Origin of the sequence: Terrabacter sp. GCM10028922 (assembly GCF_042666095.1) — a bacterium.
Lineage (GTDB): Bacteria > Actinomycetota > Actinomycetes > Actinomycetales > Dermatophilaceae > Terrabacter.
In genome coordinates this window covers 1-22475 of record NZ_JBHTFG010000002.1, presented here as the reverse complement: position 1 = coordinate 22475, position 22475 = coordinate 1, and the positions used below count along the sequence as shown (strand labels likewise).

General features: G+C 72.0%; 20 protein-coding genes. 5 read left to right on the top strand and 15 right to left on the bottom strand.

The genetic code is table 11. The features are described 5' to 3' along the window. Nucleotides 1-41: 41 nt before the first annotated feature. The 9 genes from ACFQU3_RS01495 to rimP form a co-directional block, all read right to left on the bottom strand. On the bottom strand, nt 42-1901 hold the full coding sequence (locus ACFQU3_RS01495; RefSeq protein WP_385905445.1) for an AMP-dependent synthetase/ligase: 1860 nt from the start codon (nt 1899-1901) through the stop codon (nt 42-44). Between the two features lie 151 nt (nt 1902-2052). Next, entirely contained in the window at nt 2053-3252 is a 1200-nt protein-coding gene (gene rodA / locus ACFQU3_RS01490; protein WP_385905442.1) for a rod shape-determining protein RodA, read from the bottom strand. After that, nucleotides 3216-4187 carry a bifunctional riboflavin kinase/FAD synthetase gene (locus tag ACFQU3_RS01485; protein WP_385905440.1) on the bottom strand — a complete coding sequence of 324 codons (972 nt, stop codon included), beginning with the start codon at nt 4185-4187 and terminating at the stop codon, nt 3216-3218. Before ACFQU3_RS01485 ends, rodA begins: the two co-directional genes overlap by 37 nt. A gap of 44 nt (nt 4188-4231) precedes the next feature. Further along, nucleotides 4232-5185, bottom strand: a complete 954-nt coding sequence (truB, locus tag ACFQU3_RS01480) for a tRNA pseudouridine(55) synthase TruB (protein WP_385905437.1) — start codon at nt 5183-5185, stop codon at nt 4232-4234. After that, nucleotides 5182-5670, bottom strand: a complete 489-nt coding sequence (gene rbfA / locus ACFQU3_RS01475) for a 30S ribosome-binding factor RbfA (protein ID WP_385905434.1) — start codon at nt 5668-5670, stop codon at nt 5182-5184. The genes truB and rbfA overlap by 4 nt, the downstream gene beginning before the upstream one ends. 176 nt (nt 5671-5846) lie before the next feature. Beyond that, the gene (gene infB / locus ACFQU3_RS01470) at nt 5847-8792 is read right to left on the bottom strand and encodes a translation initiation factor IF-2 (protein WP_385905431.1); all 2946 of its coding nucleotides are present in this window, start codon (nt 8790-8792) and stop codon (nt 5847-5849) included. A gap of 179 nt (nt 8793-8971) precedes the next feature. Continuing rightward, nucleotides 8972-9181 carry a YlxR family protein gene (locus ACFQU3_RS01465; RefSeq protein ID WP_385905428.1) on the bottom strand — a complete coding sequence of 70 codons (210 nt, stop codon included), beginning with the start codon at nt 9179-9181 and terminating at the stop codon, nt 8972-8974. A gap of 209 nt (nt 9182-9390) precedes the next feature. Next, nucleotides 9391-10440: a transcription termination factor NusA gene (gene nusA, locus ACFQU3_RS01460; RefSeq protein ID WP_385905425.1), complete on the bottom strand. Its 1050-nt coding sequence runs from the start codon at nt 10438-10440 to the stop codon at nt 9391-9393. Further along, complete coding sequence (gene rimP / locus ACFQU3_RS01455; protein ID WP_385905422.1) at nt 10440-11012, bottom strand: ribosome maturation factor RimP; 573 nt, start codon at nt 11010-11012, stop codon at nt 10440-10442. Before rimP ends, nusA begins: the two co-directional genes overlap by 1 nt. A 132-nt stretch (nt 11013-11144) precedes the next feature. On the opposite strand from rimP, the gene ACFQU3_RS01450 reads away from it, so the two are divergent. The 5 genes from ACFQU3_RS01450 to ACFQU3_RS01430 all read left to right on the top strand — a co-directional run bounded on the left by ACFQU3_RS01450 (nt 11145) and on the right by ACFQU3_RS01430 (nt 17527). After that, entirely contained in the window at nt 11145-12179 is a 1035-nt protein-coding gene (locus ACFQU3_RS01450) for a hypothetical protein (RefSeq protein ID WP_385905419.1), read from the top strand. Further along, the gene (locus ACFQU3_RS01445; RefSeq protein ID WP_385905416.1) at nt 12176-13141 is read left to right on the top strand and encodes an aminoglycoside phosphotransferase family protein; all 966 of its coding nucleotides are present in this window, start codon (nt 12176-12178) and stop codon (nt 13139-13141) included. The genes ACFQU3_RS01450 and ACFQU3_RS01445 overlap by 4 nt, the downstream gene beginning before the upstream one ends. A 112-nt stretch (nt 13142-13253) precedes the next feature. Then, entirely contained in the window at nt 13254-14639 is a 1386-nt protein-coding gene (locus tag ACFQU3_RS01440) for an MATE family efflux transporter (protein ID WP_385905413.1), read from the top strand. A 34-nt stretch (nt 14640-14673) separates the two neighbouring features. Then, nucleotides 14674-16677 carry a thioredoxin domain-containing protein gene (locus ACFQU3_RS01435; protein ID WP_385905410.1) on the top strand — a complete coding sequence of 668 codons (2004 nt, stop codon included), beginning with the start codon at nt 14674-14676 and terminating at the stop codon, nt 16675-16677. Between the two features lie 64 nt (nt 16678-16741). Next, nucleotides 16742-17527 (top strand): response regulator transcription factor, encoded by a 786-nt coding sequence (locus ACFQU3_RS01430; protein ID WP_385905407.1) that lies wholly within the window; start codon nt 16742-16744, stop codon nt 17525-17527. Between the two features lie 83 nt (nt 17528-17610). Here ACFQU3_RS01430 and ACFQU3_RS01425 read toward each other — a convergent pair whose 3' ends face one another. The 6 genes from ACFQU3_RS01425 to ACFQU3_RS01400 all read right to left on the bottom strand — a co-directional run bounded on the left by ACFQU3_RS01425 (nt 17611) and on the right by ACFQU3_RS01400 (nt 22261). Next, a complete protein-coding gene (locus ACFQU3_RS01425) occupies nt 17611-18045 on the bottom strand; it encodes a hypothetical protein (protein ID WP_385905404.1) in 435 nt (144 codons plus the stop codon). Nucleotides 18046-18475: 430 nt separating this feature from the next. Beyond that, nucleotides 18476-19093: an SRPBCC domain-containing protein gene (locus ACFQU3_RS01420; RefSeq protein WP_385905397.1), complete on the bottom strand. Its 618-nt coding sequence runs from the start codon at nt 19091-19093 to the stop codon at nt 18476-18478. Beyond that, entirely contained in the window at nt 19090-19452 is a 363-nt protein-coding gene (locus ACFQU3_RS01415) for an ArsR/SmtB family transcription factor (RefSeq protein WP_385905394.1), read from the bottom strand. Before ACFQU3_RS01415 ends, ACFQU3_RS01420 begins: the two co-directional genes overlap by 4 nt. A 58-nt stretch (nt 19453-19510) precedes the next feature. Continuing rightward, nucleotides 19511-20281 carry an FAD:protein FMN transferase gene (locus tag ACFQU3_RS01410; protein ID WP_385905391.1) on the bottom strand — a complete coding sequence of 257 codons (771 nt, stop codon included), beginning with the start codon at nt 20279-20281 and terminating at the stop codon, nt 19511-19513. Next, nucleotides 20278-20802 (bottom strand): FMN-binding protein, encoded by a 525-nt coding sequence (locus ACFQU3_RS01405; protein WP_385905388.1) that lies wholly within the window; start codon nt 20800-20802, stop codon nt 20278-20280. Before ACFQU3_RS01405 ends, ACFQU3_RS01410 begins: the two co-directional genes overlap by 4 nt. Before the next feature lie 40 nt (nt 20803-20842). Next, nucleotides 20843-22261 carry a ferric reductase-like transmembrane domain-containing protein gene (locus tag ACFQU3_RS01400; protein WP_385905385.1) on the bottom strand — a complete coding sequence of 473 codons (1419 nt, stop codon included), beginning with the start codon at nt 22259-22261 and terminating at the stop codon, nt 20843-20845. Between the last annotated feature and the right edge of the window lie 214 nt (nt 22262-22475).

The following is a 22475-nucleotide window of genomic DNA, read 5'->3' as shown; positions in this document are numbered from 1 at the left end:
CGGGACGCGCCGAACACGGCGAGCGGAGCGAGCCAGATGGCTCAGGCGTCGTACATGGCGTCGAGCTCGGCCCGGTGCTTCTCCGTGACGGCCTTGCGGCGCAGCTTCATGCTCGGCGTGAGGTCGCCCTCCTCGATGGTGAGGTCCTTGTCGAGGATCGTGAACTTCTTGATCGTCTCCCAGCGGTTGAGGCTGTCGTTGAGCCTGTCGACGTAGCCCTGGACGAGCGCGCGCGCCTGCGGGGAGGACACGACCTCGGCGTACGACTTGCCGTCGAGCCCGGCGGTCGGCGCCCAGGCGACCATGGCGTCAGGGTCGAGCGTCACGAGCGCCGTCGCGTAGTTGTGGCCGGCGCCGTGGACGAGGAACTGGCTGACGAACGGGCACAGTCCCTTGAAGCGCGCCTCGATCTCGGCCGGGGCGACGTACTTGCCGCCCGAGGTCTTGAAGAGGTCCTTCTTGCGGTCCGTGACGTAGAGGTAGCCCCGGTCGTCGACGCGCCCGATGTCGCCCGTGTGGAACCATCCGTCGTCCGTGAGCACCTCGGCCGTGGCCTCGGGGTTGTTGTGGTAGCCGCGCATGACACCCGGGCCCTTGACGAGGATCTCGCCGTCCTCGTCGGCGATGCGAACCTCGGTGCCGGGCAGCGGCCAGCCGACCGAGCCGTACTGGTAGGAGCCGTGCTCGGGCGGGTTGACGGTGGTGCCCGACGACGTCTCGGTGAGGCCGTAGCCCTCCTGGACGAGCAGGCCGACCGAACCGAACCAGCGCGCGACGTCGGCGTTGAGGGGCGCGGACCCACTGATCATGAACCGGACCCGGCCGCCGAAGCGCTCCTGCACCTTGTGGAGGACGAGCCTGGTGGCGAGGTCGTGCCGGCGCTTCAGGCCGGGCGACGGCTCCTCGCCGCGGGCCCGGACGTCGCGCATCTCGCCGCCGACCTTGAGGGCCCAGTCGATGAGCTTCTTCTTGATGCCCTTCTCGCCGGCGAACATCAGCATGATGCGGCCGTGCGCCTTCTCGAAGATGCGCGGCGGGCCGGCCATGAAGGTCGGCTTGACGATGCCCATGTTGTCGACGATCTTGTCCACGCGGCCGTCGACCGCGGTCGGGAACCCGATCTGCAGGCCCGTCGCGATGAGCATCTTGCCGAAGACGTGCGAGAGCGGCAGCCAGAGGAACTGGAGGTCGTCCTTGGTCAACGTGCCGATCGCGTCGATGACCGCACCCTCGTAGACGACGCTGTCGTGAACGAGGCGCACACCCTTGGGCCGACCGGTCGTCCCGGACGTGTAGATGACGACGGCGAGGCTCTCCGGGGTGAGCTGGTCGATGCGTGAGTCGACGAGGTCGGGAGTGGCCTCGAGCCACTCCTTGCCGCGTTCGGCGAGCTCGTCGGTCGTGATGACCCAGCCGTCGTCGCTGGCGGGCCCCGTCAGGGAGACGACCTGGCGCACGCCCGGGATCTCGGAACGGACCTGCTGCAGCTTGGCGACCTGCTCCTCGTTCTCGGCGAAGACGATGCCGCTGCCCGAGTCGGAGAGGATGTAGGCGACGTCCTCGGCGATCGTCGTCGGGTAGACCGTCGTCGTGGCGCCGCCCGCGCAGATGATCGCGAGGTCGGCGAGGATCCACTCGACACGCGTCGTCGCCGCGATCGCGACCCGGTCCTCCAGCTGCACCCCCAGGCTGATGAGGCCGGAAGCCCACTGCTCGACCTTCTCGTAGGTGTGTCGCCACGTCAGGGTGGTCAGCTCGGTCGACCCGTCGGCGAAGTAGAGGTAGGCCGGCGCGTCGGGCGTCTCGCGCACGCGGCTGCGGAAGAGCGCGCCCACGCTGGGAGCGCGACCGTCGAGGACGTCCTGGTCGACGTCGCGGTCGGCAAGTGCCTGGAGGGGCATGTGAACTCCTTTGTCACTGCGGCCGCTCGTCATCGGCGTCTGCGCGCGCCCGCCATGCCCGGATGATGTCAACAATCGGCCTGCCAGTCACGCTTTCGCCGACGTTCCACATCGAACTGTGACCCGTGGGTAACTTCATGGCTGCCGGGCACTAGCGGACCACGTGCCCCGCCCCGCCGACCGCCCTCCCGCGGTGCGAGGTCGACGCGACGTTCCCGACGAGACCCAGCGCGATCCACGACGCGATGAGCGAGGAGCCGCCACTGGACACGAACGGCAGCGGCAGGCCCGTGACCGGCATCAGACCGAGGTTCATCCCGATGTTCTCGAAGGCCTGGACGCCGAACCACACCGCCACACCCATCGCCACGAGGCGTCCGAACGCGTCGGCTCGACGCGCGACGACGACGCAGCGCACGACGATGAACCCGATGAGCACGACGAGCCCGGCGGCGCCGAGGAAGCCGAGCTCCTCCCCCGCCACCGAGAAGACGAAGTCGGTCCCCTGGAAGGGGACGAAGCCACCTTGCGTCTGCCGGCCCTCGAAGAGGCCCTGGCCGCCGAGTCCGCCGGAGCCGATCGCGACGCGCGCCTGGCGAGTCTGGTAGCCGATGCCCTGCGGGTCGAGCGACGGGTCGAGGAAGGCGCGCAGCCGGTTGCGCTGGTACGTCGAGAGGGCCGGCGTGAGGAACGCCGCCGCGACGACAGCAGCGCCCGCCACGAGGACCGCGAGCGTCCACAGCGCCGGCGCACCCGCCGCGGCGATGATGACCACCGACATCGCGACGAGGACGAGCGCGGAACCGAGGTCGGGTTGTGCCAGCACGAGGACGACCGGGACGCCGGCGACGAACCACGCGAGAGCGACGTCGCGGTGCGGCTGGCGCAGCCGGCGCTCGGCCCGTTCGGCGAGGAGCATCGCGAGACCGATGGCGAGGGCCACCTTCATGAGCTCCGACGGCTGCAGGCTCATCCCGGCCGGCAGCCGGATCCACGACCGTGACCCGTTGACCGTCGAACCCAGCGGCGACACGACCGCCGCGAGGCCGAGGACCGCCAGGACGTACACGACCGGCGCCGCGGCGCGCACTGCCCGCACGTCGAGGCGGGTGACGACTGCAGCGCACGCAAGCCCGACGGCGAGGGCCACCGTCTGCTTGAGCGCGGCCGTGCCGCCGGCGCCGGCCCGGGTCGCGGACCACACGAGCACGACCCCGACGACCGAGAGGCCGAAGGCGCCGATGAGCAGGCCGAGGTCGACCCGGAGCCAGGACCACCCGCCCGCAGTGCGGGCGCGCAGCCGTCCCCGCGCGGCTAGGACGGGACGATCGCCGAGAGGATCTCGCGACACCGGTCGACGTCCTGGGCCATCTGCTCGACGAGCACCTCGATCGAGTCGAACTTCAGCGTGGGTCGCAGGTGCGAGACGAACTCGACGGCGACGCGCTCACCGTAGAGGTCGAGGTCGGTGCGGTCGAGGACGTACGCCTCCACGCGGCGCTGGTGGCCGTCGAAGGTGGGGTTCGTGCCGACCGAGACGGCGGCGGGCAGCGTGCGCTCGGGGTCGCCGTCGGCCAGGTCGAGACGTACGAGCCACCCGGCATACACGCCGTCGGCGGGCACGAGGCCCTCGTGGTCCTGCGACAGGTTGGCCGTCGGGAACCCGAGCTCGCGGCCCCGGTGGTCGCCGTGCACGACGGTGCCCGTGACGCGGTGCGGACGCCCCAGCATCTGCGCAGCGTGGTCGACCTTGCCGGCGAGCAGCTCGGCGCGCAGCTGCGTCGAGCTCCACCGGGCGCCCTCCGCCTCACCCTCTCCGATGTCGTCGAGCGCGATGACGTCGAAGCCGTGGACCTCGCCGAGGTCGCGAAGGGTCTCGACGTCGCCCGAGTTTCGCACCCCGAAGCGGGTGTCCTTGCCGACCACGACCGCCGCGACGCCGAGGGCCTCGACGAACGTGCCGCGGACGAACTCCTCGGGCGTCTGCTGCGCGAACTCGCGCGTGAACTCGATGACGAGGACCGCGCCGAGACCGACGGACTCGAGGGCGTCGAGGCGCTGGCCCAGCGACATCACGGCTGCGGGGGCACGGTCCGGGTAGAGCACGGCGATCGGGTGCGGCTCGAACGTCACTGCGACGGGCAGCGCGTCACGGGCGGCGGCCTCGCGCACGACGCGAGTCAGGACCTCCCGGTGCCCGCGGTGCACCCCGTCGAAGTTGCCGAGGGTCACGACGGTCGGGCCGAGGTCGGCCGGGATGTCGTCGATTCCGTACCAGCGCTGCACGGCGACCACTGTAGTGGCCGGGTCGGAGGGGTCGTGCACGACGGTCAGGCCCCCGGCATGGAGGTGGCGAAGACCACCTTGGCGCGCGCCGTGGAACGCGTCTCGTCGAGCACCGCGACCAGGCGTCCGTCGGGAGCGATCGCGGCCACCGCGTCGTCGCCCGCCGAGCCGGTCAGCGCGCTCGCGATGCGCTGTCCGTGGCCGAGGCGCACGGCCTCCGCCATGGAGACCTCGTGCACGGGCAGCTGCGCGCGAGCCGCGTCGGCGATCGGCAGCAGGGGTATGCCGTCCGGTCCGTCGGCCTCGGAGACGGCGGTCAGCGCGTCGAGCGAGACGGCCCCGTCGAGCGTGAACCCGCCCACCCGCGTACGCCGCAGCGCCGTCAGGTGCCCGCCGACCCCGAGCGCGGCTCCCAGGTCGCGCGCGAGGGCACGGACGTACGTGCCGGAGGAGACGTCCACCTCGACGTCGACATCGACGACCTCGATGGCCCGTCCGACCTCGGAGGCGCTGCCCGGTCGCACGGACAGCACGTCGAAGCGCCTCACGGTGACCGGCCGAGGGGGCAGCTCGACGGCGTCGCCCTGACGCACCCGCGTGTAGCTGCGCACGCCCTTGACCTTGATGGCGCTCACCGAGCTCGGCACCTGCTCGATGTCTCCCGTCAGGTCCGCCACAGCGGTGGGCAACCCCGCCCGGAGGCGGTCGAGGTCGTCGACCCCGAGCGCCTGCGTCACCTCACCCTCCGCGTCGTCGGTGAGCGTCGACATGCCGAGACGGATCGTCGCGGCATACGACTTGTCGCAGCCGACGAGGAAGGTGAGCAGCTTGGTGCCACGCTCGACGCCGAGGACGAGCACCCCCGTCGCCATCGGGTCGAGGGTGCCGGCGTGGCCGACTCGACGCGTGCCGCAGAGCCGGCGCGCGCGGGCGACGACGTCGTGGCTCGTCCACCCTGCCGGCTTGTCGACGACGAGCAGGCCCCCGGAACGGGTCATCGGGCGTCGACGTCCGCGTCCACCTCGTCGAGGGACTCCACGGACTCGCCGCCGTCCTCGGTGCGGTCGGCCGGCTTGCGGTACGGGTCGGCGTCGCCGGCGGGCTTGGCATTCGCGGCGGCGCGAGCCAGCTCGGCATCGCGGGCACGCGTCTGGGCCACGAGGTCCTCGAGGTGCGCGGCGCCCTCGGGCAGCGCGTCGGCGATGAACTCGATCGACGGCGTCAGGCGGATGCCGATGCCCTTGCCGACGGCTGAGCGGATGCGGCCCTTGTTGGCCTCGAGAGCGTCGGCCGAGGCCGCGCGGTCCTCGTTGCTGCCGAAGACGGTGTAGAAGATCGACGCGTGCTGCAGGTCGCCCGTGACACGGGCGTCCGTGATCGTGACGAAGCCGAGGCGTTCGTCCTTGAGCCGGAACTCGAGGTACTCGGCGACGATGACCTTGATCCGGTCGGCGATCTTGCGGGCGCGGGCGGGGTCAGCCATGGCTACCTCTGCTTTCGTGTGACGTGCGGCCGGACGGGTCCGACGTGGTGATTCACCCTAGTAGCGGGCCGCGGGGCCCGTGCATTCCCAGTCGGACGTCGCGGGTCGGGTGGTGGCCCGCAGACGCCGGACGGCGCCGACCCCCGGAGGGATCGGCGCCGTCCGTCTCGTGGAGCTCAGGCGCGAGGCTTCTCGCGCATCTCGTAGGTGGCGATGAGGTCACCGAGCTGCAGGTCGTTGAACGACCCGAGGTTGATACCGCACTCGTAGCCCTCGCGGACCTCCGTGACGTCGTCCTTGAAGCGGCGCAGACCGGCCACCTCGACGCTCTCGGTGACCACGACGCCGTTGCGCGTGATCCGCGCCTTGGAGCCGCGCTTGATCTCGCCGCTGCGCACGATCGAACCGGCGATGTTGCCGAACTTGCTCGAACGGAAGATCTCGCGGATCTCCGCCGTGCCGAGCTCGACCTCTTCGTACTCCGGCTTGAGCATGCCCTTGAGCGCTGCCTCGACCTCTTCGATGGCCTGGTAGATCACCGAGTAGTAGCGGATCTCGACGCCCTCGCGCTCGGCGTAGTCGGCGTTCTGGCCCTCGGCCCGAACGTTGTAGCCGATGATGATGGCGTTGGAGGCCATCGCGAGGTTGATGTTGTTCATCGTGATCGCACCGACGCCACGGTCGATGATGCGCAGGTCCACGTCGTCGCCGACGTCGATCTTGAGCAGGGCGTCCTCGAGCGCCTCGACCGAACCCGACACGTCACCCTTGAGGATGAGGTTGAGGGTCTCGACCTTGCCCGCCGCGAGAGCCTCGTTGAGGTCCTCGAGCGAGATGCGCTTGCGGGCCTTGGCCAGGCTCGCCTGACGGTCGGCCGCCTCACGCCTCTCGGCGATCTGGCGGGCCGTGCGGTCGTCCGGGGCCACGACGAACGTGTCACCGGCGCGCGGCACCGAGGAGAGGCCGAGCACCTGGACCGGGCGGGAGGGCCCGGCCTCGTCGACGTTCTTGCCGTGCTCGTCGAGCATGGCGCGGACGCGGCCATAGGCCGAACCCGTGACGATGGAGTCACCGACGCGCAGCGTGCCGGTCTGGACGAGCACCGTCGCGGTCGCACCGCGGCCACGGTCGAGGTTGGCCTCGATCGCGACACCGCGCGCCTCCTTCTCCGGGTTGGCCCGGAGGTCGAGGGCCGCGTCGGCCGTCAGGAGGACCGCCTCGAGCAGGCCGTCGATGTTCTGGCCCTGCTTGGCCGAGACGTCGACGAACATCGTGTCGCCGCCGTACTCCTCGGCGATGAGGTTGTACTCGGTGAGCTGCTGGCGGATCTTGGCGGGGTTGGCACCCTCGACGTCGATCTTGTTGACCGCGACGACGATCGGCACGTCGGCCGCCTGGGCGTGGTTGAGCGCCTCGATCGTCTGCGGCATCACGCCGTCGTCGGCCGCCACCACGAGGATCGCGATGTCGGTGACCTTGGCACCACGGGCACGCATGGCGGTGAACGCCTCGTGACCCGGGGTGTCGATGAACGTGATCGCCCGCTCGAAGCCCTCGTGCTCCTTGTGCACCTGGTAGGCACCGATGTGCTGGGTGATGCCGCCCGCCTCGCCGGCCGCGACGTCCTCGTTGCGGATGGCGTCGAGCAGGCGCGTCTTGCCGTGGTCGACGTGACCCATGACGGTGACGACCGGAGGACGTGCCTCGAGGTCTTCCTCGTCCTCACCCTCGATGCCGGTCTCGAGGTCGATGTTGAAGGAGTCGAAGAGCTCCTTCTCCTCCTCCTCCGGGGAGACGACCTGGATGTCGTAGCCGAGCTCAGCGCCGAGCAGCTTGAAGGTGTCCTCGTCGAGGGACTGGGTGGCCGTGGCCATCTCGCCCAGGTGGAAGAGGACGGTGACGAGCGCGCCGGGGTTGGCGTTGATCTTGTCGGCGAAGTCGCTCAGGGACGAGCCGCGACGGACGCGGATGACAGTCGTGCCGTTGCCGCGCGGGACGGTGACGCCACCGAGCGACGGCGCCTGCATCTGCTCGAACTCCTGGCGCTTCGCGCGCTTGGACTTGCGTCCACGGACGGGACGACCGCCACCGCGACCGAAGGCACCAGCCGTGGAACCACGACCGCCGCCACCGCGGGGACCGCCGCCGAAACCGCCACGGCCGCCGCCTGGTGCACCGCCGGGTCCACCAGGACCACCGGGGCCACCGGGTCCACCGCCGAAGCCGCCACGGCCGCCGCCGGGGCCGCCGGGGCCACCACGGCCAGGTCCACCGGCCGGGCGCTGACCCGGTCGGGCGACGGTGCTGCGCTCGGGCATCATGCCGGGGCTCGGACGCGGACCACCGGGACGCGGCGCGCCACCGGGGGCACCACCCGGGCGACCGGCCGCGGGGGCACCGGGGCGCGGGGCGCCACCGGGACCACCCGGACGCTGGCCCTGGCGCTGCTGCGGACGCGGCATGCCCTGGCTGGAGCTGAACGGGTTGTTGCCGGGACGGGGACCGGCGTCGCCACCGGGCCGGGGCGCACGGGTCTGGCCCATGCCCTGGCTCGGCGCGAACGGGTTGTTGCCCGGACGGGGCTGGCCCGGGCGCGGTGCCGGGCGGGGGGAGGCCGGGACGCCGGAGGTCTGGCGACCACCGTCGCGGCTGGACTGCACGGGAGCCGGTGCCGACGCCGCGGGGGCGGCGGGGGCCGGCGCCTTGGGTGCGGGAGCTGCCGGTGCGGGAGCTGCCGGTGCGGGGGCTGCCGGTGCGGGAGCGGCCTTGGCCGGAGCCGGGGCGGCCTCGTGGGCGGCAGGTGCTGCGGGAGCGGACGGCGCGGGCGCCGACACTTGTCGGGCTGCCGGGGCGGGCGCGGCCGGAGCCGACGGCGCCGGGGCAGCCTTCTGGGGCGCGGCGGGGGCCGCGCTGGGGGTGGCGGCCCTGGGGGCCGCCGGCTTGGTGCCGCCGCCGGAGCGCAGTTCCGCGGGGAACGTCTCCTTGATCTTGCGGACGACGGGGGGCTCGATGGTCGACGATGCCGACCGGACGAACTCTCCCTGGCTCTTCAAGTGTGCGAGCAGGGTCTTGCTCTCGACTCCGAGCTCCTTGGCGAGCTCGTAGACCCGGACCTTAGCCACATCTCTCCTGTTCCTGGTCCGGCCTGAACAGGATGTGGCCGAACCGTGGGTTATTGCTGGGGCTTGCTCATCGCTGAGTACTCATCGGGTGCTCATAGCGTTTCAACCCGCCTTGTGGTTCGTTGACTGATCTCTGACTGTGCCGACGCGTCCGCTCACGGACGGCGCCGGCTCTCTTCCTACGGGTGGTGCGTGCCGAGGTGTCGTGCGACCGCGCTCACGTCGACCGCCGCCTGCAGTCGCAGGGCACGTCCGAACGCCTTGCGGCGCACTGCCAGCTCGAAGCACTCGGGCGTCGGGTGCAGCCATGCACCACGACCCGGCATCCGATGTCGCGGGTCGGGGCGGAGCATGACCGAGGACGAGTCCTCGGCATCTCTTTCCGTCACCGCGACCACTCGCAGCAGGGCCGACCAGCTATCCGATCCTCGGCATCCCACACAGGTGCGGGATGGCTCAGCACGGAGTCCAGTCCGGTCGGCCACAGACGAGTCTACCGCGTCTGCGACCTCCACCGCTCCACGGGGTGCCCGGACAGACCTGCCGACGTATGCCGGCGGGCCGGCGAGGCAGGCCCGGGCGCGGTCCTCGTGGGCGCTCAGAGGTCGTCGGGCGCGACCTCGACCCCACCGCCGGGGGCCCCGGCGGCCTCGGTGTCGGGCCGGATGTCGATGCGCCAGCCGGTCAGCTTGGCCGCGAGACGGGCGTTCTGGCCCTCCTTGCCGATGGCGAGGCTCAGCTGGTAGTCGGGGACGATGACACGTGCCGTGCGGGCGGCCGCGTCGACGATCTCGACGGACTGCACGCGCGCGGGCGACAGGGCCGCCGCGACGAACGAGGCAGGATCGTCGGAGTAGTCGACGATGTCGATCTTCTCGCCTCGCAGCTCGGTCATGACGGCTCGGACACGAGCGCCCATCGGCCCGATGCAGGCGCCCTTGGCGTTGACACCCGCGACCTTGCTGTGCACGGCGATCTTCGTGCGGTGCCCTGCCTCGCGGGCGAGCGCCGCGATCTCGACGGTGCCGTCGGCGATCTCGGGCACCTCGAACTTGAACAGCGTGCGCACGAGGTTGGGGTGGGTGCGTGACAGCCCCACCTGGGGGCCCTTGGGACCCCGCTTGACGCTGACCACGAAGCAGCGCAGACGCTCGCCGTGGCCGTAGCGCTCCCCCGGCACCTGCTCGGCAAGCGGCAGGATGCCCTCCACGGTGCCGAAGTCCACGAGGACGTTCCGAGGGTCCTGGCTCTGCTGGACGATGCCCGAGATGACGTCGCCCTCGCGACCCTTGAAGTCGCCGAGGATCGCCTCGTCCTCGAGGTCACGCAGCCGCTGGACGATGACCTGCCGGGCCGTCGAGGCGGCGATGCGGCCGAAGCCCTCGGGCGTGTCGTCGAACTCCGGCCCCGGCTCGCCGCGCTGAGGGCGTTCGCCCTCCTCCGTCGGCGGGAGCAGCTCACCCTCCTCGCGGGCCCAGACGATGACGTGACCGGTCTTGCGGTCGAGCTCGACGCGGGCAAGCCGCTGGCTGCCGTCGGTGCGGTGGTAGGCGACGAGGAGCGCCTGCTCGATGGCAGGGATCAGCACGTCGAGGCTGATGTCACGCTCCCGTTCGAGAGCGCGCAGGGCGGCGAGGTCGATGTCCATCAGTGGTCCCCTTCCAGGGCGGACGTCTCGTCCGGGTCGTCGGTGGCGGCGGTGTCGTCGCCGGTGTCGGCCCGCTTGAACTCGACCTGCACGATGCCGCGCTGCACGGCGTCGAGGTCGAGCGTCACCTGGCGGGCCGGGGTCTTCTTGGTGGCCGGGACCTCGAGAGTGAGCGAGTCGGAGCCCACGGCCGTGAGGCGGCCGGTCTCGGAGCCGGCCTGGTGGGTCACCTCGACCAGGCGTCCGACCTGACGGCGGAACTGGTCGCGGGAGCTCAGCGGGCGGCCGACGCCCGGCGACGACACCTCGAGCACGTACGGGGCCTGCCCCATGACGTCCCCTGCGTCGAGCTCGTCGCTCACCGCACGGGTGGCGTCCGCCACGGCGTCGAGCGAGAGCGGTGGCACGGCACTGGCGTCGTCGGTCACGTCGAGGTCGCTGATGTCGGAGTCGACGAGCACGCGCACGAGGCGCCGCTTGCCGGCAGGAGACACGGAGACGTCCTCGACGACCAGCCCGAGGGGCGCGAGCACCGGCTCGAGCGCCGCTCTGATCTCCTGGGCCGTGCTCATCAGTCGACGCCTCCTGCTCTTCTCGAATGTCCGGTGCCGACGCCCCGAGGGGCGGACCGGCACCGCGTGCCCTCCACTCTATCGGCGCCGGCGGGTCGTCGCAGACCGCCGGGCGCGTGCGAAGATCACGCCATGGACGGCGACACCCGTGGGCTCGGGTCACGGGTGATGGCGGGTCTCGGTCAGCCACCCCGGCGTCTCTTCGTCGTCGGTGGCGGTGCGGCCGCCCTCGCGCTCCTGGTCGATCGTGGGTTGCGGCTCGACGTCCCACCGCCTCCCCCGCCCGTGCCGACGCGCCGCCCGGCTCCCGACGAGGCGCTGCTGCTGTCCGCGGTCGCCGGGCTGACGCGGCTCGTGGAGGCCGAGACCGAGGTCCTCGCGGGTCCCGAGGCCGGGGCGACCGTGCGCCGGCTCCGTGCGCTGAACCGCGAGCAGCTGCGCGTCCTGCGAGGACGGCTGACCAACGCCGGTGTGCCCACCACGGTCATCGACGCCGCCGCTGCCGCTCGACCCGCGCCGCCCACGACCTCGACCGGCTCGGCCGCCGGAACACCCGCGCCCGGGTCGTCGCCCACGGCGACCGCGTCCGATGCGTCTGGGCCGGACGACCCGGTGCGCACCCGCGAGGAGCTCGCGGCCCGGCTCGACGCGCTCGGCCCCTCGGAGTGGACGGCCGTGGCGCGCGCCTCCGCGGCGACCCGCGACCTGCTCGCCGCCGCCTACGCCCAGCGGTTGGCCGCGGCCGTCCTGCTCGGGCGCGACGTGGCAGTCCTCGAGTCCCCCAGCCCCGTGCGACCGGCGATCGTCGCCCGCACCCAGCCACTCGTCTACGCGTTCGAGGTCGTCGCCGCACAGAGCACCGGCGAGCAGCGTCGCGCGGCGGAGTCGACCCTGGCCGGGCTGTCGCGCCTCGAGGTCGCCGTGTCGGGGACGACCTCGACGACGCCGGGCGGGTGGGCACTGCCGTTCCCCGTCACCTCCGCCGCCGACGCCCGCCGCCTCGCGACGCTGACCCTCGCGTCGGCCGTCGGCGCCGGCCTGGAGCTCGGCGGTCCGAACCCCTCACCGACGTCCCTCGAGGACGTCGCCCGGTGGAGCGCGAACGTCCAGGCCCTCGCGGTCGACTGGGACCTTCCCCTCACCGCCTTTCCCGGAGCCGCGTCGTGACCTACGACCCCATGTACGACCTCATCCCTGCCCACTTCGCGCACGAGCTCAGCGGTCGTCCGTCCATGGGCTACGTGTCGGGCGAGGACTGGATCGACGACCTGCCCGGCCTCATCGCCGACCTGCTCGCCGAGTGGGAGCTCGAGCCCATCGGTCGCCCGAGCAGTGGGGTGTGCGCCGTCGTGATCCCGGTACGCCTGCTCGGCGCCGGTCGCGACGTCGTCGGCGTCAGCGGTGAGGGTGTCCTGAAGATCACCTGGCCCCATCCAGAGGCGGCCACCGAGCACCTCGCCCTGCAGGCCTGGAACGGTCACGGCGCCGTGCGGCTCGTGCGCGCCGACCCGTCGCGGTTCGCCCTGCTGCTCGAGCGCCTGCACACCCGCGACCTCAGCAACGTCGACATCGACGACGCGTGCGGTGTCATCGGCGACCTCCTCAGGGTGCTGCGTCGTCCGGCACACCCGCGCATGCCCAGCCTCACGGCATACGCCCTGCGCCAGGCGGACGAGCTGCGGGCGGCCCCGCCGGTGCTGCCCCGCCGCTACCTCGACCAGGCCGCCGCCCTCGCAACGGAGCTCGCGGAACGACCAGCCGAGGAGCGGCTGCTCCACACCGACCTGCACTACACGAACGTCCTTGCGGCGTATCGCTCGCCGTGGCTGGCAATCGACCCCAAGCCGATGGCCGGGGACTCCGCCTTCGAGGTGGCCCCGGCCCTGTGGAACCGCACCGACGAGCTCGGCACCGGCTCGCAGGTCCGGTGGTCGCTGCGCCGCCGCCTCGAGATCATCTGCGAGCGGGCCGGCATCGACGAAGGCCGGGCGCGGGCGTGGACGATCGTGCGCGAGGCGGACAACGCCGTCGCCGCCGCCGCCGGCGCCTCGGGCGACGCCACGTCGCAGGCCCACGCCCGCGACCAGGTGAGTCTCGCGGTCACGATCATCAAGGCGATGAACGACTGACCTGCGCCTGGGTCCGCGCGTCGAGACCGCGGATCAAATCGTTTCGATATTCGATGTCGAAACATCTACTCTGGATCGGCACACCCCTTCTCGTCCGTTGAAAGGCACTCCCATGCCTCGCCTCGTCATGCCCGCCCGCGACCGTCGCTCGGCCCCGCCGACGCCGGCTCGCGAGATCGCGCGCATCGCCGTGCCGGTGAGCATGGAGTTCGTCCTGATGCTGGTGCTCAACTTCGTCAACCAGATCGTCGTGGGCGGCCTCGGAGCCACCGCCATCGCGGCGGTCGGCTTCTCCAACAGCCTCACCTTCATCCTCGGTGTCACCCTCGGTGCACTGGGCACGTCCGTCGCGATCCTCGTGGCGCGCGCCGTCGGCGCCGGTCGCCGCGAGGCGCTCGACCACACGGTGACGGCCGCGCTCGTCGTCGCCCTGGGCCTCGGGACGGTCGTGTCCTTCGTGCCGTGGCTGGTCGCCGACCACCTGCTCTCGCTCGTCGGTGCGTCACCCTCGGTCGCCGCCGCCGGCACCGACTACTTCCGCCTCACGGTCCTCGCCACGCTGCCCGTCATGCTGAGCGCGATCCTCTCCGGGGTGCTCCGCTCGGCCGGACGGCCGTCGAGCCCGATGCTGGCGACCCTCGTCACGGTCGTCGCGAACTCCGCGATCGCGTACTCACTCGTCACCGGGCTCGGCCCGTTCCCGGAGCTCGGGGTCGCGGGCGCCGGCTGGGCCACTCTTGTCACCGCCGTGGTGAAGACGATCATCCTCGCGTGGATGGTGTTCGGGGCGCGCCGCACGGTGGGCTGGAGCCTGCCCGACAGCCGCGCGCAGTGGCGGGCGGTGGTGGTCCCGCTCTTCGTGCTCGCCCTCCCCCTCGGCGTCACCGAGCTCTTCTGGACCGTCGGCACCTTTCTCTACAACGTCGTGTTCCAGCAGCTCGGCGACGAGGCCCTGGCTGCGGCCCAGATCGTGACGACGCTCGAGGGCATCTTCATCGTCGGCAGCATCGGCCTCATGGCTGCGACGACGACGCTCGTCGGCCGCTCCGTCGGCAGCGGCGACATCGCCGAGGCCGTGGCCTGGGTCCGGCGCGTCAAGCGGGCCGGCATCGGTACGGCCGCCGCCTTCGGCGTGCTCTTCGGTGTGTCGGTGCTGCTCCTCGAGCCGCTCTACGGCGAGGCCGGGCCCGACGTGCGGCTCATGGCCGGCGTCGGCATCCTCATGAACGCCGTGTTCCAGGTCGTCAAGGTGCGCAACATGATCATCGGCGCCGGCGTGCTCCCGAGCGGCAACGACGTCCGTGGCGTGATCCTCGGCGACGTCGTGGGCGCGTTCCTCGTCGGGCTGCCGCTGGCGATCCTGCTCGGCCTGCACACACCGCTCGGCTACGTCGGGATCTTCGCGGCCCGCATCGTCGAGGAGCTCGCCAAGCTCGCGATCTTCGCGTACCGCGCGCGCCGCATCCGTTGGGAGACGCTGGTCGCCCAGGCGGCCTGACGTGCAGGCCACGACGGTCGCCTAGCGTGGAGCCATGAGCAACCGCCTCGCCGATGCCACGAGCCCGTACCTGCTCCAGCACCGTGACAACCCCGTGCACTGGCAGGAGTGGGGAGAGCCGGCGTTCGCGGAGGCCCGCGAGCGCAACGTGCCCATCCTGCTCTCGGTCGGCTACGCCGCCTGCCACTGGTGCCACGTGATGGCCCACGAGTCCTTCGAGGACGAGACGGTTGCGGCGGCGCTCAACGAGCGCTTCGTGTCCGTCAAGGTCGACCGCGAGGAGCGCCCAGACATCGATGCGGTCTACATGGCGGCCGTCTCGGCGACGACGGGCCACGGCGGCTGGCCGATGACGGTGTTCCTCACCCCCGAGGGCGAGCCGTTCTTCTGCGGCACGTACTACCCGCGGGACCACTTCCTCCGCGTGCTCGCCGCCATCGACGAGGCGTGGCGCACCCGCGAGGACGAGGTCCGCGAATCGGGCACACACATCGCCACCTCGCTCGCCGGCGCGCTCCAACCGCCGACGCCGTACGCCGTGGAGCCGGTCGCCCTCTCGACGGCGGTCGAGCAGCTGGCGCGCCAGTTCGACCGGACCGCAGGCGGATTCGGCGGTGCGCCGAAGTTCCCGCCGTCGATGGTGCTGGAGTTCCTGCTGCGCCACCACGCGCGCACCGGCGCCGAGCTCGCGCTCACCATGGCGGGGCGCACCCTCGAGGCCATGGCGCGCAGCGGGATGTACGACCAGCTGGCCGGGGGCTTCGCGCGCTACGCCGTCGATGCGGCATGGGTCGTGCCCCACTTCGAGAAGATGCTCTACGACAACGCCCTGTTGCTGCGCGCGTACACCACCTGGTGGAAGGTGACGCGCAGCCCGTTGGCCGAGCGGGTGGTCCGCGAGACGGTGGAGTTCCTGCTCCGCGACCTCGGGACCCCGGGCGGAGGCTTCGCCTCGTCCCTGGACGCCGACGCGGACGGGGTCGAGGGCCTGACGTACGCGTGGACACCCGCGCAGGTGCGCGACGTGCTCGGCGCGGACGGCGACGCGGCCGCCGCCCTCTTCGTCGTCACGCCGGAGGGCACGTTCGAGCACGGCGCGTCGACGCTCCAGCTGCCGGTCGACCCGGACGACGCGGCATGGTTCGAGCGCGTGCGCTCCCGGCTGCTGGCGGCGCGCGCGCAACGGCCGCAGCCCGGTCGGGACGACAAGGTCGTCACGTCGTGGAACGGCCTCGCCGTCGCCGCCCTGGCCGGGGCCGGCGCGACGTTCGACGAGCGCGGCTGGGTCGAGGCGGCCCGGAGCTGCGCGGCGCACGTGCTCGACGTGCACACCGTCGACGGCGAGCTGCGGCGGGCGTCGCGGCACGGCGTCGTCGGGTCGGCCCGTGGCGTCGCCGACGACCACGGCAACCTCGCGGAGGGGCTGCTCGCACTGCACCAGGCGACGGGCGAGGTCCGCTGGCTCGACGCCGCGAGGCACGTCCTCGACGCCGCGCGGGCCTTCGCCGCGGACGACGGCGGCTTCCACGACACGGCAGAGGGAGCCGAGACTCTCTACCTGCGACCGCGGAGCGCCGCCGACAACGCCGAGCCGGCGGGCCAGTCGGCCCTCGCCGGCGCGCTCGTGACCCTCGGTGCGCTCACCGGTGACGTTGCCGCCCTCGATGCCGGAGCCCGGGCCACGGCCGCGGGCCTCGGGCTCGCCGTCCGGGAGCCCCGATTCGGCGGGTGGTCGCTCTCCGTGGCCGAGGCGCTCGTCGCCGGGCCGCTGCAGGTGGCGGTGGTCGGCGACGGGGTGCGCGCCGACGACCTCGAGGCACTGGCCCGCCGGTCACCGAGCCCCGGGCTCGTCGTGGTCCGTGGTGAACCGGACGCCGACGGCATCGCGCTGCTGGCCGGGCGACCCCTCGTCGACGGCCAGCCGGCGGCATACGTCTGTCGCGGGATGGTGTGCGACCTGCCCGCGACGAGCCCATCGGCACTGGAATCACAGCTGGGTCGCTCCGCAGACTCGAGTGGCCCCGGCGGGTCATCGTGAGCGGCAATCCGCCACTCCCGCCGTTCTGACGGGTCAAACCCGAACATTCTGCAACAATCACCGCATGAGCCCCACGCGTACTGCCGTCGTCGTCGAAGACGACGACGACATCCGCGAACTCATCACGCACAGCCTGACGATGCAGGGCTTCGAGGTCTCGGCCGCTGCCTCGGGTCTGGCCGGCGTCGAGCTCGTCGTCGCCACCGACCCCGACCTCGTGACGCTCGACCTCGGCCTGCCCGACCTCGACGGCATCGAGGTGTGCCGCCGGGTCCGCGACGTCAGCCAGGCGTACGTCGTCATGATCAGCGCCCGCACCGACGAGATCGACCGCCTCATGGGACTCGAGATCGGCGCCGACGACTACCTGACGAAGCCGTTCAGTCCCCGCGAGCTGCAGGCTCGCGTCAACGCGATGTTCCGTCGGCCGCGCGCGGTCCGGGTCAATGGTTCCGAGGCGGCCACCGACAGCGCGGCGACGACGGCCACGACCGATGCGCGTGCCGACGAGGCATCCCGCGACGACGCCCCGCACACGCTCGTGCGGCACGGGCGCATCGCGGTCGACCCCGAGGCCCGCATCGTCACCGTCGACGGCAACGAGGCCGACCTGACGCGCACCGAGTTCGACCTGCTGACGACGCTGATCAGCGCTCCCCGGCGCGTGTGGTCACGTGCAGTCCTGCTCGACAGCCTGTGGGGACCGGGCTGGACCGAGGAGCACCTCGTCGAGGTCCACGTCGGCAACCTGCGCCGCAAGCTGAGCCGGCTGGGGCCGGCGGGCCACCGGGCACCGATCCGCACGGTACGCGGCGTCGGCTACCGCATGGAGGAGCCGGACGCCTTCTGAGCGTCGCGTGCTCGATCCGGGCCGGCGCGAGTCATGCCGTTCCGGTCGGCGCAGAGGTCACGCAGGTGGCGTCGCCGCAGGGGTCACTCCGGACCCGTCGGCGGACCCGTCCCCGGACCCGTCGGCAGGGTGCCGTCGAGGTGCGACCGCAGCGCCGACCGCGCGCTCGTGGCGAGCCCGAGCAGCGAGGCTCCGCGCTCGCGGGCCACGTCGGGATCGCCGCGCCGCACGGCGTCGATGACGCAGAGCACGGCCGACTCGAGACGGACAAGGCCGACCGTGGCTGACGAGACGCGCAGGCTGAGCAGCACGTCCATCGCCGCGACGTCGTCGTGGTTCGCGAGGGCGGACGCTGCGCGCGCGAGCCGGGTGTCGAGCATCCGCAGGTAGGTGTCGGCGATGGAGCGTGCGAGGTCCTCACTCTCGAGCTCGGACGCCAGGCGGGACAGCGCCGCCGGGTCGAGCTCGTCGACCGTGAGTCCGGGACAGGCCGGGCCCACGACCGCCTCAGCGGACATGACGAGCGCCGGGGGTACGCGACGCACCCCGCCTCGGCGACGGGGCGCCGCGGCGGGGTGCATCAGCCGGGCTCGGGGCGGGTCGGCCTCCCACCTGACGACCCACCCCGGCCTGGTCTCCTCCCCCCGAAGAAGTCCTCGAGTGAGCCCGCCGTCCGGGGAAGGCGCCGTGGCCGCGCACCGGCACTGCAGGGTCAGTGCTGATGGTGCTGGCCATGGCGCTCCTCCCCGGATCGGCGGGCACTCGCCCGAAGGTTCTCTGTCGGCGAGCGGTCCCCCGACCGTTTCGCCGATGAGTTGACTCTGCAGCGCCAACTGCAAGCCGTAAGGCTTGTCGCGCGCAGGGTTTCCGCAAGAAAGCCGCAAGGGTCGAGGGCATGGGGACGCCGCCCGCCGGTGGCGGACGGGCGCCTGCGCGTGCTCGTGGAGGTCAGCCGAGGTATGCCGTGAGGCAGCGTTCCGACGCGGCCCGCGCCGCGTGCTCGTCCTCCCCGGCGGCGATCTGCGCGTCGAGCCACGACCTCGCGCTGTCAGTCATGAACGCTCGCCCCTCGTCACTGGCGACCCACGCCTCCGCCCCGTCACGCGGGGCGCCACCGGAGGCGAGGTGCAGGGAGAGGCCGAGGAACATCATGTCCCAGCCGATGCCGACGGCACCGGGACCGAACTCGTCCCACCGTCCCTGGTCGACGTGGGCCACGTGCTCGACCTCGAGAGTGCTCGTCTCGTCGTCACCCGCGAGCGTCGCGACGACCCACGAGACCTCGTCGCCGTACTCCCACGTGACGGCGAGGCGCCGCCCGGGCTCGCACTCGAGAACCTCGCCGCCGGCGTTTCCCTCGAGCTGGTAACGACCGCCGAGGCGCAGCTCACCGCTGACCGGCATGAGCCAGCGGGAGATCCGCTCGCCGGTCGTGATGGCGTGCCAGAGCTCGTCGACCCCGACGTGGTAGTCCTGCGCGATGGACACGACCTTGGTCGGGGTGCCGTCACGCTCCCCCGACGAGACGGTCCGGCGGACGGTGGCGAGGTGGTCGGTGGCGGTCATGGTTGCTCCTCTGTGGTGGGTGGACGGTCGGAAGCCGCGGTTCGCCGACGCCCCCGACGCAGCTCTGTGCCGAGCGCGTCGAGCCGCTGGGTCCAGAAGCCCCGGAACTGGTCCACCCAGGCGTCGAGCTCCTCCAGCGGCGCGGGGTCGACGGCATACAGCCGACGCGTGCCGGCCGCGCGCACCGACGCGAACCCGTTGTCGCGTAGGACCTTCAGGTGCTGGGACACGGCTGGGTGGGAGATGCCGAACTCGGCACCGATCGCGGCCGCGAGCTCGCCCGATGACCGTTCACCGTCGGCCAGCAGCACGAGGATGCGTCGGCGGACCGGGGCTCCTAGGACGTCGAGCGCGTGCACGATCCATTGTTTGCGCCCTTGGTTAATTAAGTCAAGACGCAAGCAGAGCGCGCCTTCCTCAGAGAGCCGTCGAGAGGTAGTCCGTCGCGCGCGCGAACGCCTCTCTCGTCTCGTCACCGCCGACGAAGAGTGCGGTCGCCCAGACGTCGGCCCACAGCAGCGTCGGGCCGGTCACGGTCACCGAGCCCGGTCGCCCCACGAGCTCCCTTGCGGCGGGGTCGTAGAGGTGCGCTCCCCTGGCGGCCGTGCCCGAGGTCGCGACGGCACCACGGGTCAAGGTCAGGGTGCTGGCGATCTGCCGCGGGTCACGGGGGTTCTCGATGCCGACCCGCCAGACGATCGCGTCCGCACCATCCGTCGGCAGCTCCGCGTGCCCACCGATGAGGATGTCTCCGCCGGCGTTGATGCAGAACGACACGCCTTCCAACGTCCGCAGCGCTCGCGACGCGAGGTCGACACCCCATCCCTTCACGAGGCCGGTCGGATCGAAGGAGAGGTCACCGTCGCCGGTGGGCAGCAACGTCGTGAACGCCCCGCACGTCAGCACCTCGGCGCGCTGACCGATGCGGAGCGCCTCCTCGACGAGGGCGCTGCACTGGGAGAGCTCGACCTCCTCCCGGCGCAGCCGCATGACGTCCGAGTCGTCGCGGTAGGTCGAGAAGACCGAGTCCATCTCGCGCAGGGTGGCGTACGCGTCGCCGACTGCCGCCCGCGCCACCGTGCCGTCAACGTCGTGGCCGCGCAGGTGGATGCTGACCGGCATCCCCATGACGCGCTCGACCCACGCCCGACGCGAGACGGGCGTGGTCGTCGCTGCCGGCCGGTTCACAGGTTGGCCTGGTCGATGGCCGACTGGAGGGACTGCGTGTAGCCCTCCCACGTCACGGTCGCCCCGGAGACGACGTCGATGTCGGCCGACTGCGCCGACACGGTCTCCTCGTTGTAGACGGGAACCGCCCGTGAGTTGATCATCTGGTCGTGCCGGTCCTCCATCGGCACCTGGAGCACCTCGGCCGCGGAGATCGTCCCGTCGACGACCGTGATCTGCACCTGGACGTTGCCGAATCGCGTCATCACGGCGTCACCGGCGTACGTCTTCGCCCCGGTCGACGCAGCCGACGCAGCCGACGCCTCGGAGGTGTCCGACGTGCCGGAGGTGTCGGAGGTGTCGGACGTGTCGTTGGCGCCTGCCGAGTCGGAGCCGCCTGAGGTGCCGGACGGGGCGCTGCTGACGACGACCTGCCGCGTCTCTGCGGCCACGACCGCGGTCGAGCTGCGCGAGGTGCTGTAGCTGAAGAGGAGGACGAGCACCGTCACGGTGCTCATCGCCCAGAGGACGATCCGGCGCATGGGGCTCTCGATTCGTGGGGGCGTACGTGGTGGTGGGAGGTCAGTAGCTGAAGCGTTCGTGGTGCACGGCCTGGCGCGGGACTCCGGCCTGGTGCGCGGCGGTGATGACGGAGTCCATCCACGCCGGGTGGCCGCAGACGTAGACGTCGCGTTCGGCGATGTCCGGGACGATGCGGGTCAGGGCCTCGGCATCACCGAGGTGGCTCGAGTCGGCGGGCAGCCAGCTGGTCCGGTCGCGGTTGCGATGGCCCACGACCGCGACGACCCTGCCGCCGCGTGAGTGCGCGAGGTCGAGCAGCTCGTCGCCGAGGACGATGTCTGCCTGGGTGCCGACGCGGTAGATGACCACGACGCCGTCTTTCGGCGCGGGCGCCGGCGGGAGCTCCTCGAGGATCGCCCGCAGCGGGGTGATCCCGATGCCGGCACCGATGAGCAGGACCTTGGTTCCCGTGCTCACGCCTGTGTGGAGGCGGCCGTACGGTCCCTCGAGCAGGACCTTCGTGCCGGGTCGCACCGTGGCCAGTCGTGAGCTCGACCCGCCGACCGCCTCGGCGGTGATGCGCAGCGTTCGGCCGTCGGGTGCCGCGGACAGGGAGTAGGGGTTGGCGCGGGTCCAGCCCGGCCCGTCGAGGAACCGCCATTGGAAGAACTGCCCCGCCCGTACCGGGAGCCGGTCGAGCCGGCGCCCCGTCATGACGACGGACGTGACCGTCGCCGACTCGGCGACGACGTGCGACACGACGAGACGATGCCGCCGTGACCGGACGAGCGGCAGTCCGACCCGGAAGACGAGCACGGCGGCGAGCGCCGCGGCATAGAGGCCCCACCAGAAGACCGTGGCGATCGCGTTGGTGGTGAAGTCCTGGCCCGTCCACAGCTGGTGCGGGAGGGCGAGACCGGCTCCGAGGTACGCGTAGAGGTGCAGCAGGTGCCAGGACTCGTAGCGCAGCCGCGCCCGCGCCTTGCGGACCGAGGTGACGACGACCATGACGAGGGCGACGGTGCCGGCGAGGGCCAGGAGCATGCCCGGTGAGTGGAGCACCTCGTCGACGAAGGTGCCGATGACGCCGAGGTCGGTGCCGGCGCTGTAGCCGACGATCGTCGAGGCGATGTGGGCCAGCATGAGGTTGAACGACGTGATGCCCACGAGGCGGTGCACACGGGCCAGCTCGTCGTGTCCCCACGCCTGCTCGACGACCGGGATGCGCGCCATGAGCAGCACCTGCAGCAGCATGAGCACCGAGGCGAGCAGCCCGCTGAGCCGGCCGAGGTTCGTGAGGCTCTCGCCGGCCGACCCGAAGGCGGTGAGTCCGCCCCCGGCGACCCAGAGGGCCACGACGAAGAGCGTTGCGGCCCATCCGAACCCGGCCGTGGCGTCACGCCACCACCGCGGCGTGGGTCCTGGCGTGCCGTCGGGCAGCTGCACGTCGCGGCTCTCCGGCAGGGCGAGGGTCGTCATGCGTTCAGCGTCGGATGGCCGCCTGTGCGAGCGCTGTGGCGGTCGGATGCCACTCGTATGAGCCTCCGACCGCAACACACCGAGAAGCAGTCAACTCACCGGGATCCGGACCCGGTGGGTTGGGGGTTCCTCGGTGTGTTGCCCTGGCGGGCGAGCGCCGGCGGCCGGCCGCGGCGGGCGGCGGCGGCCGGCGGTGGGCGAGCGCCGGCGGCCG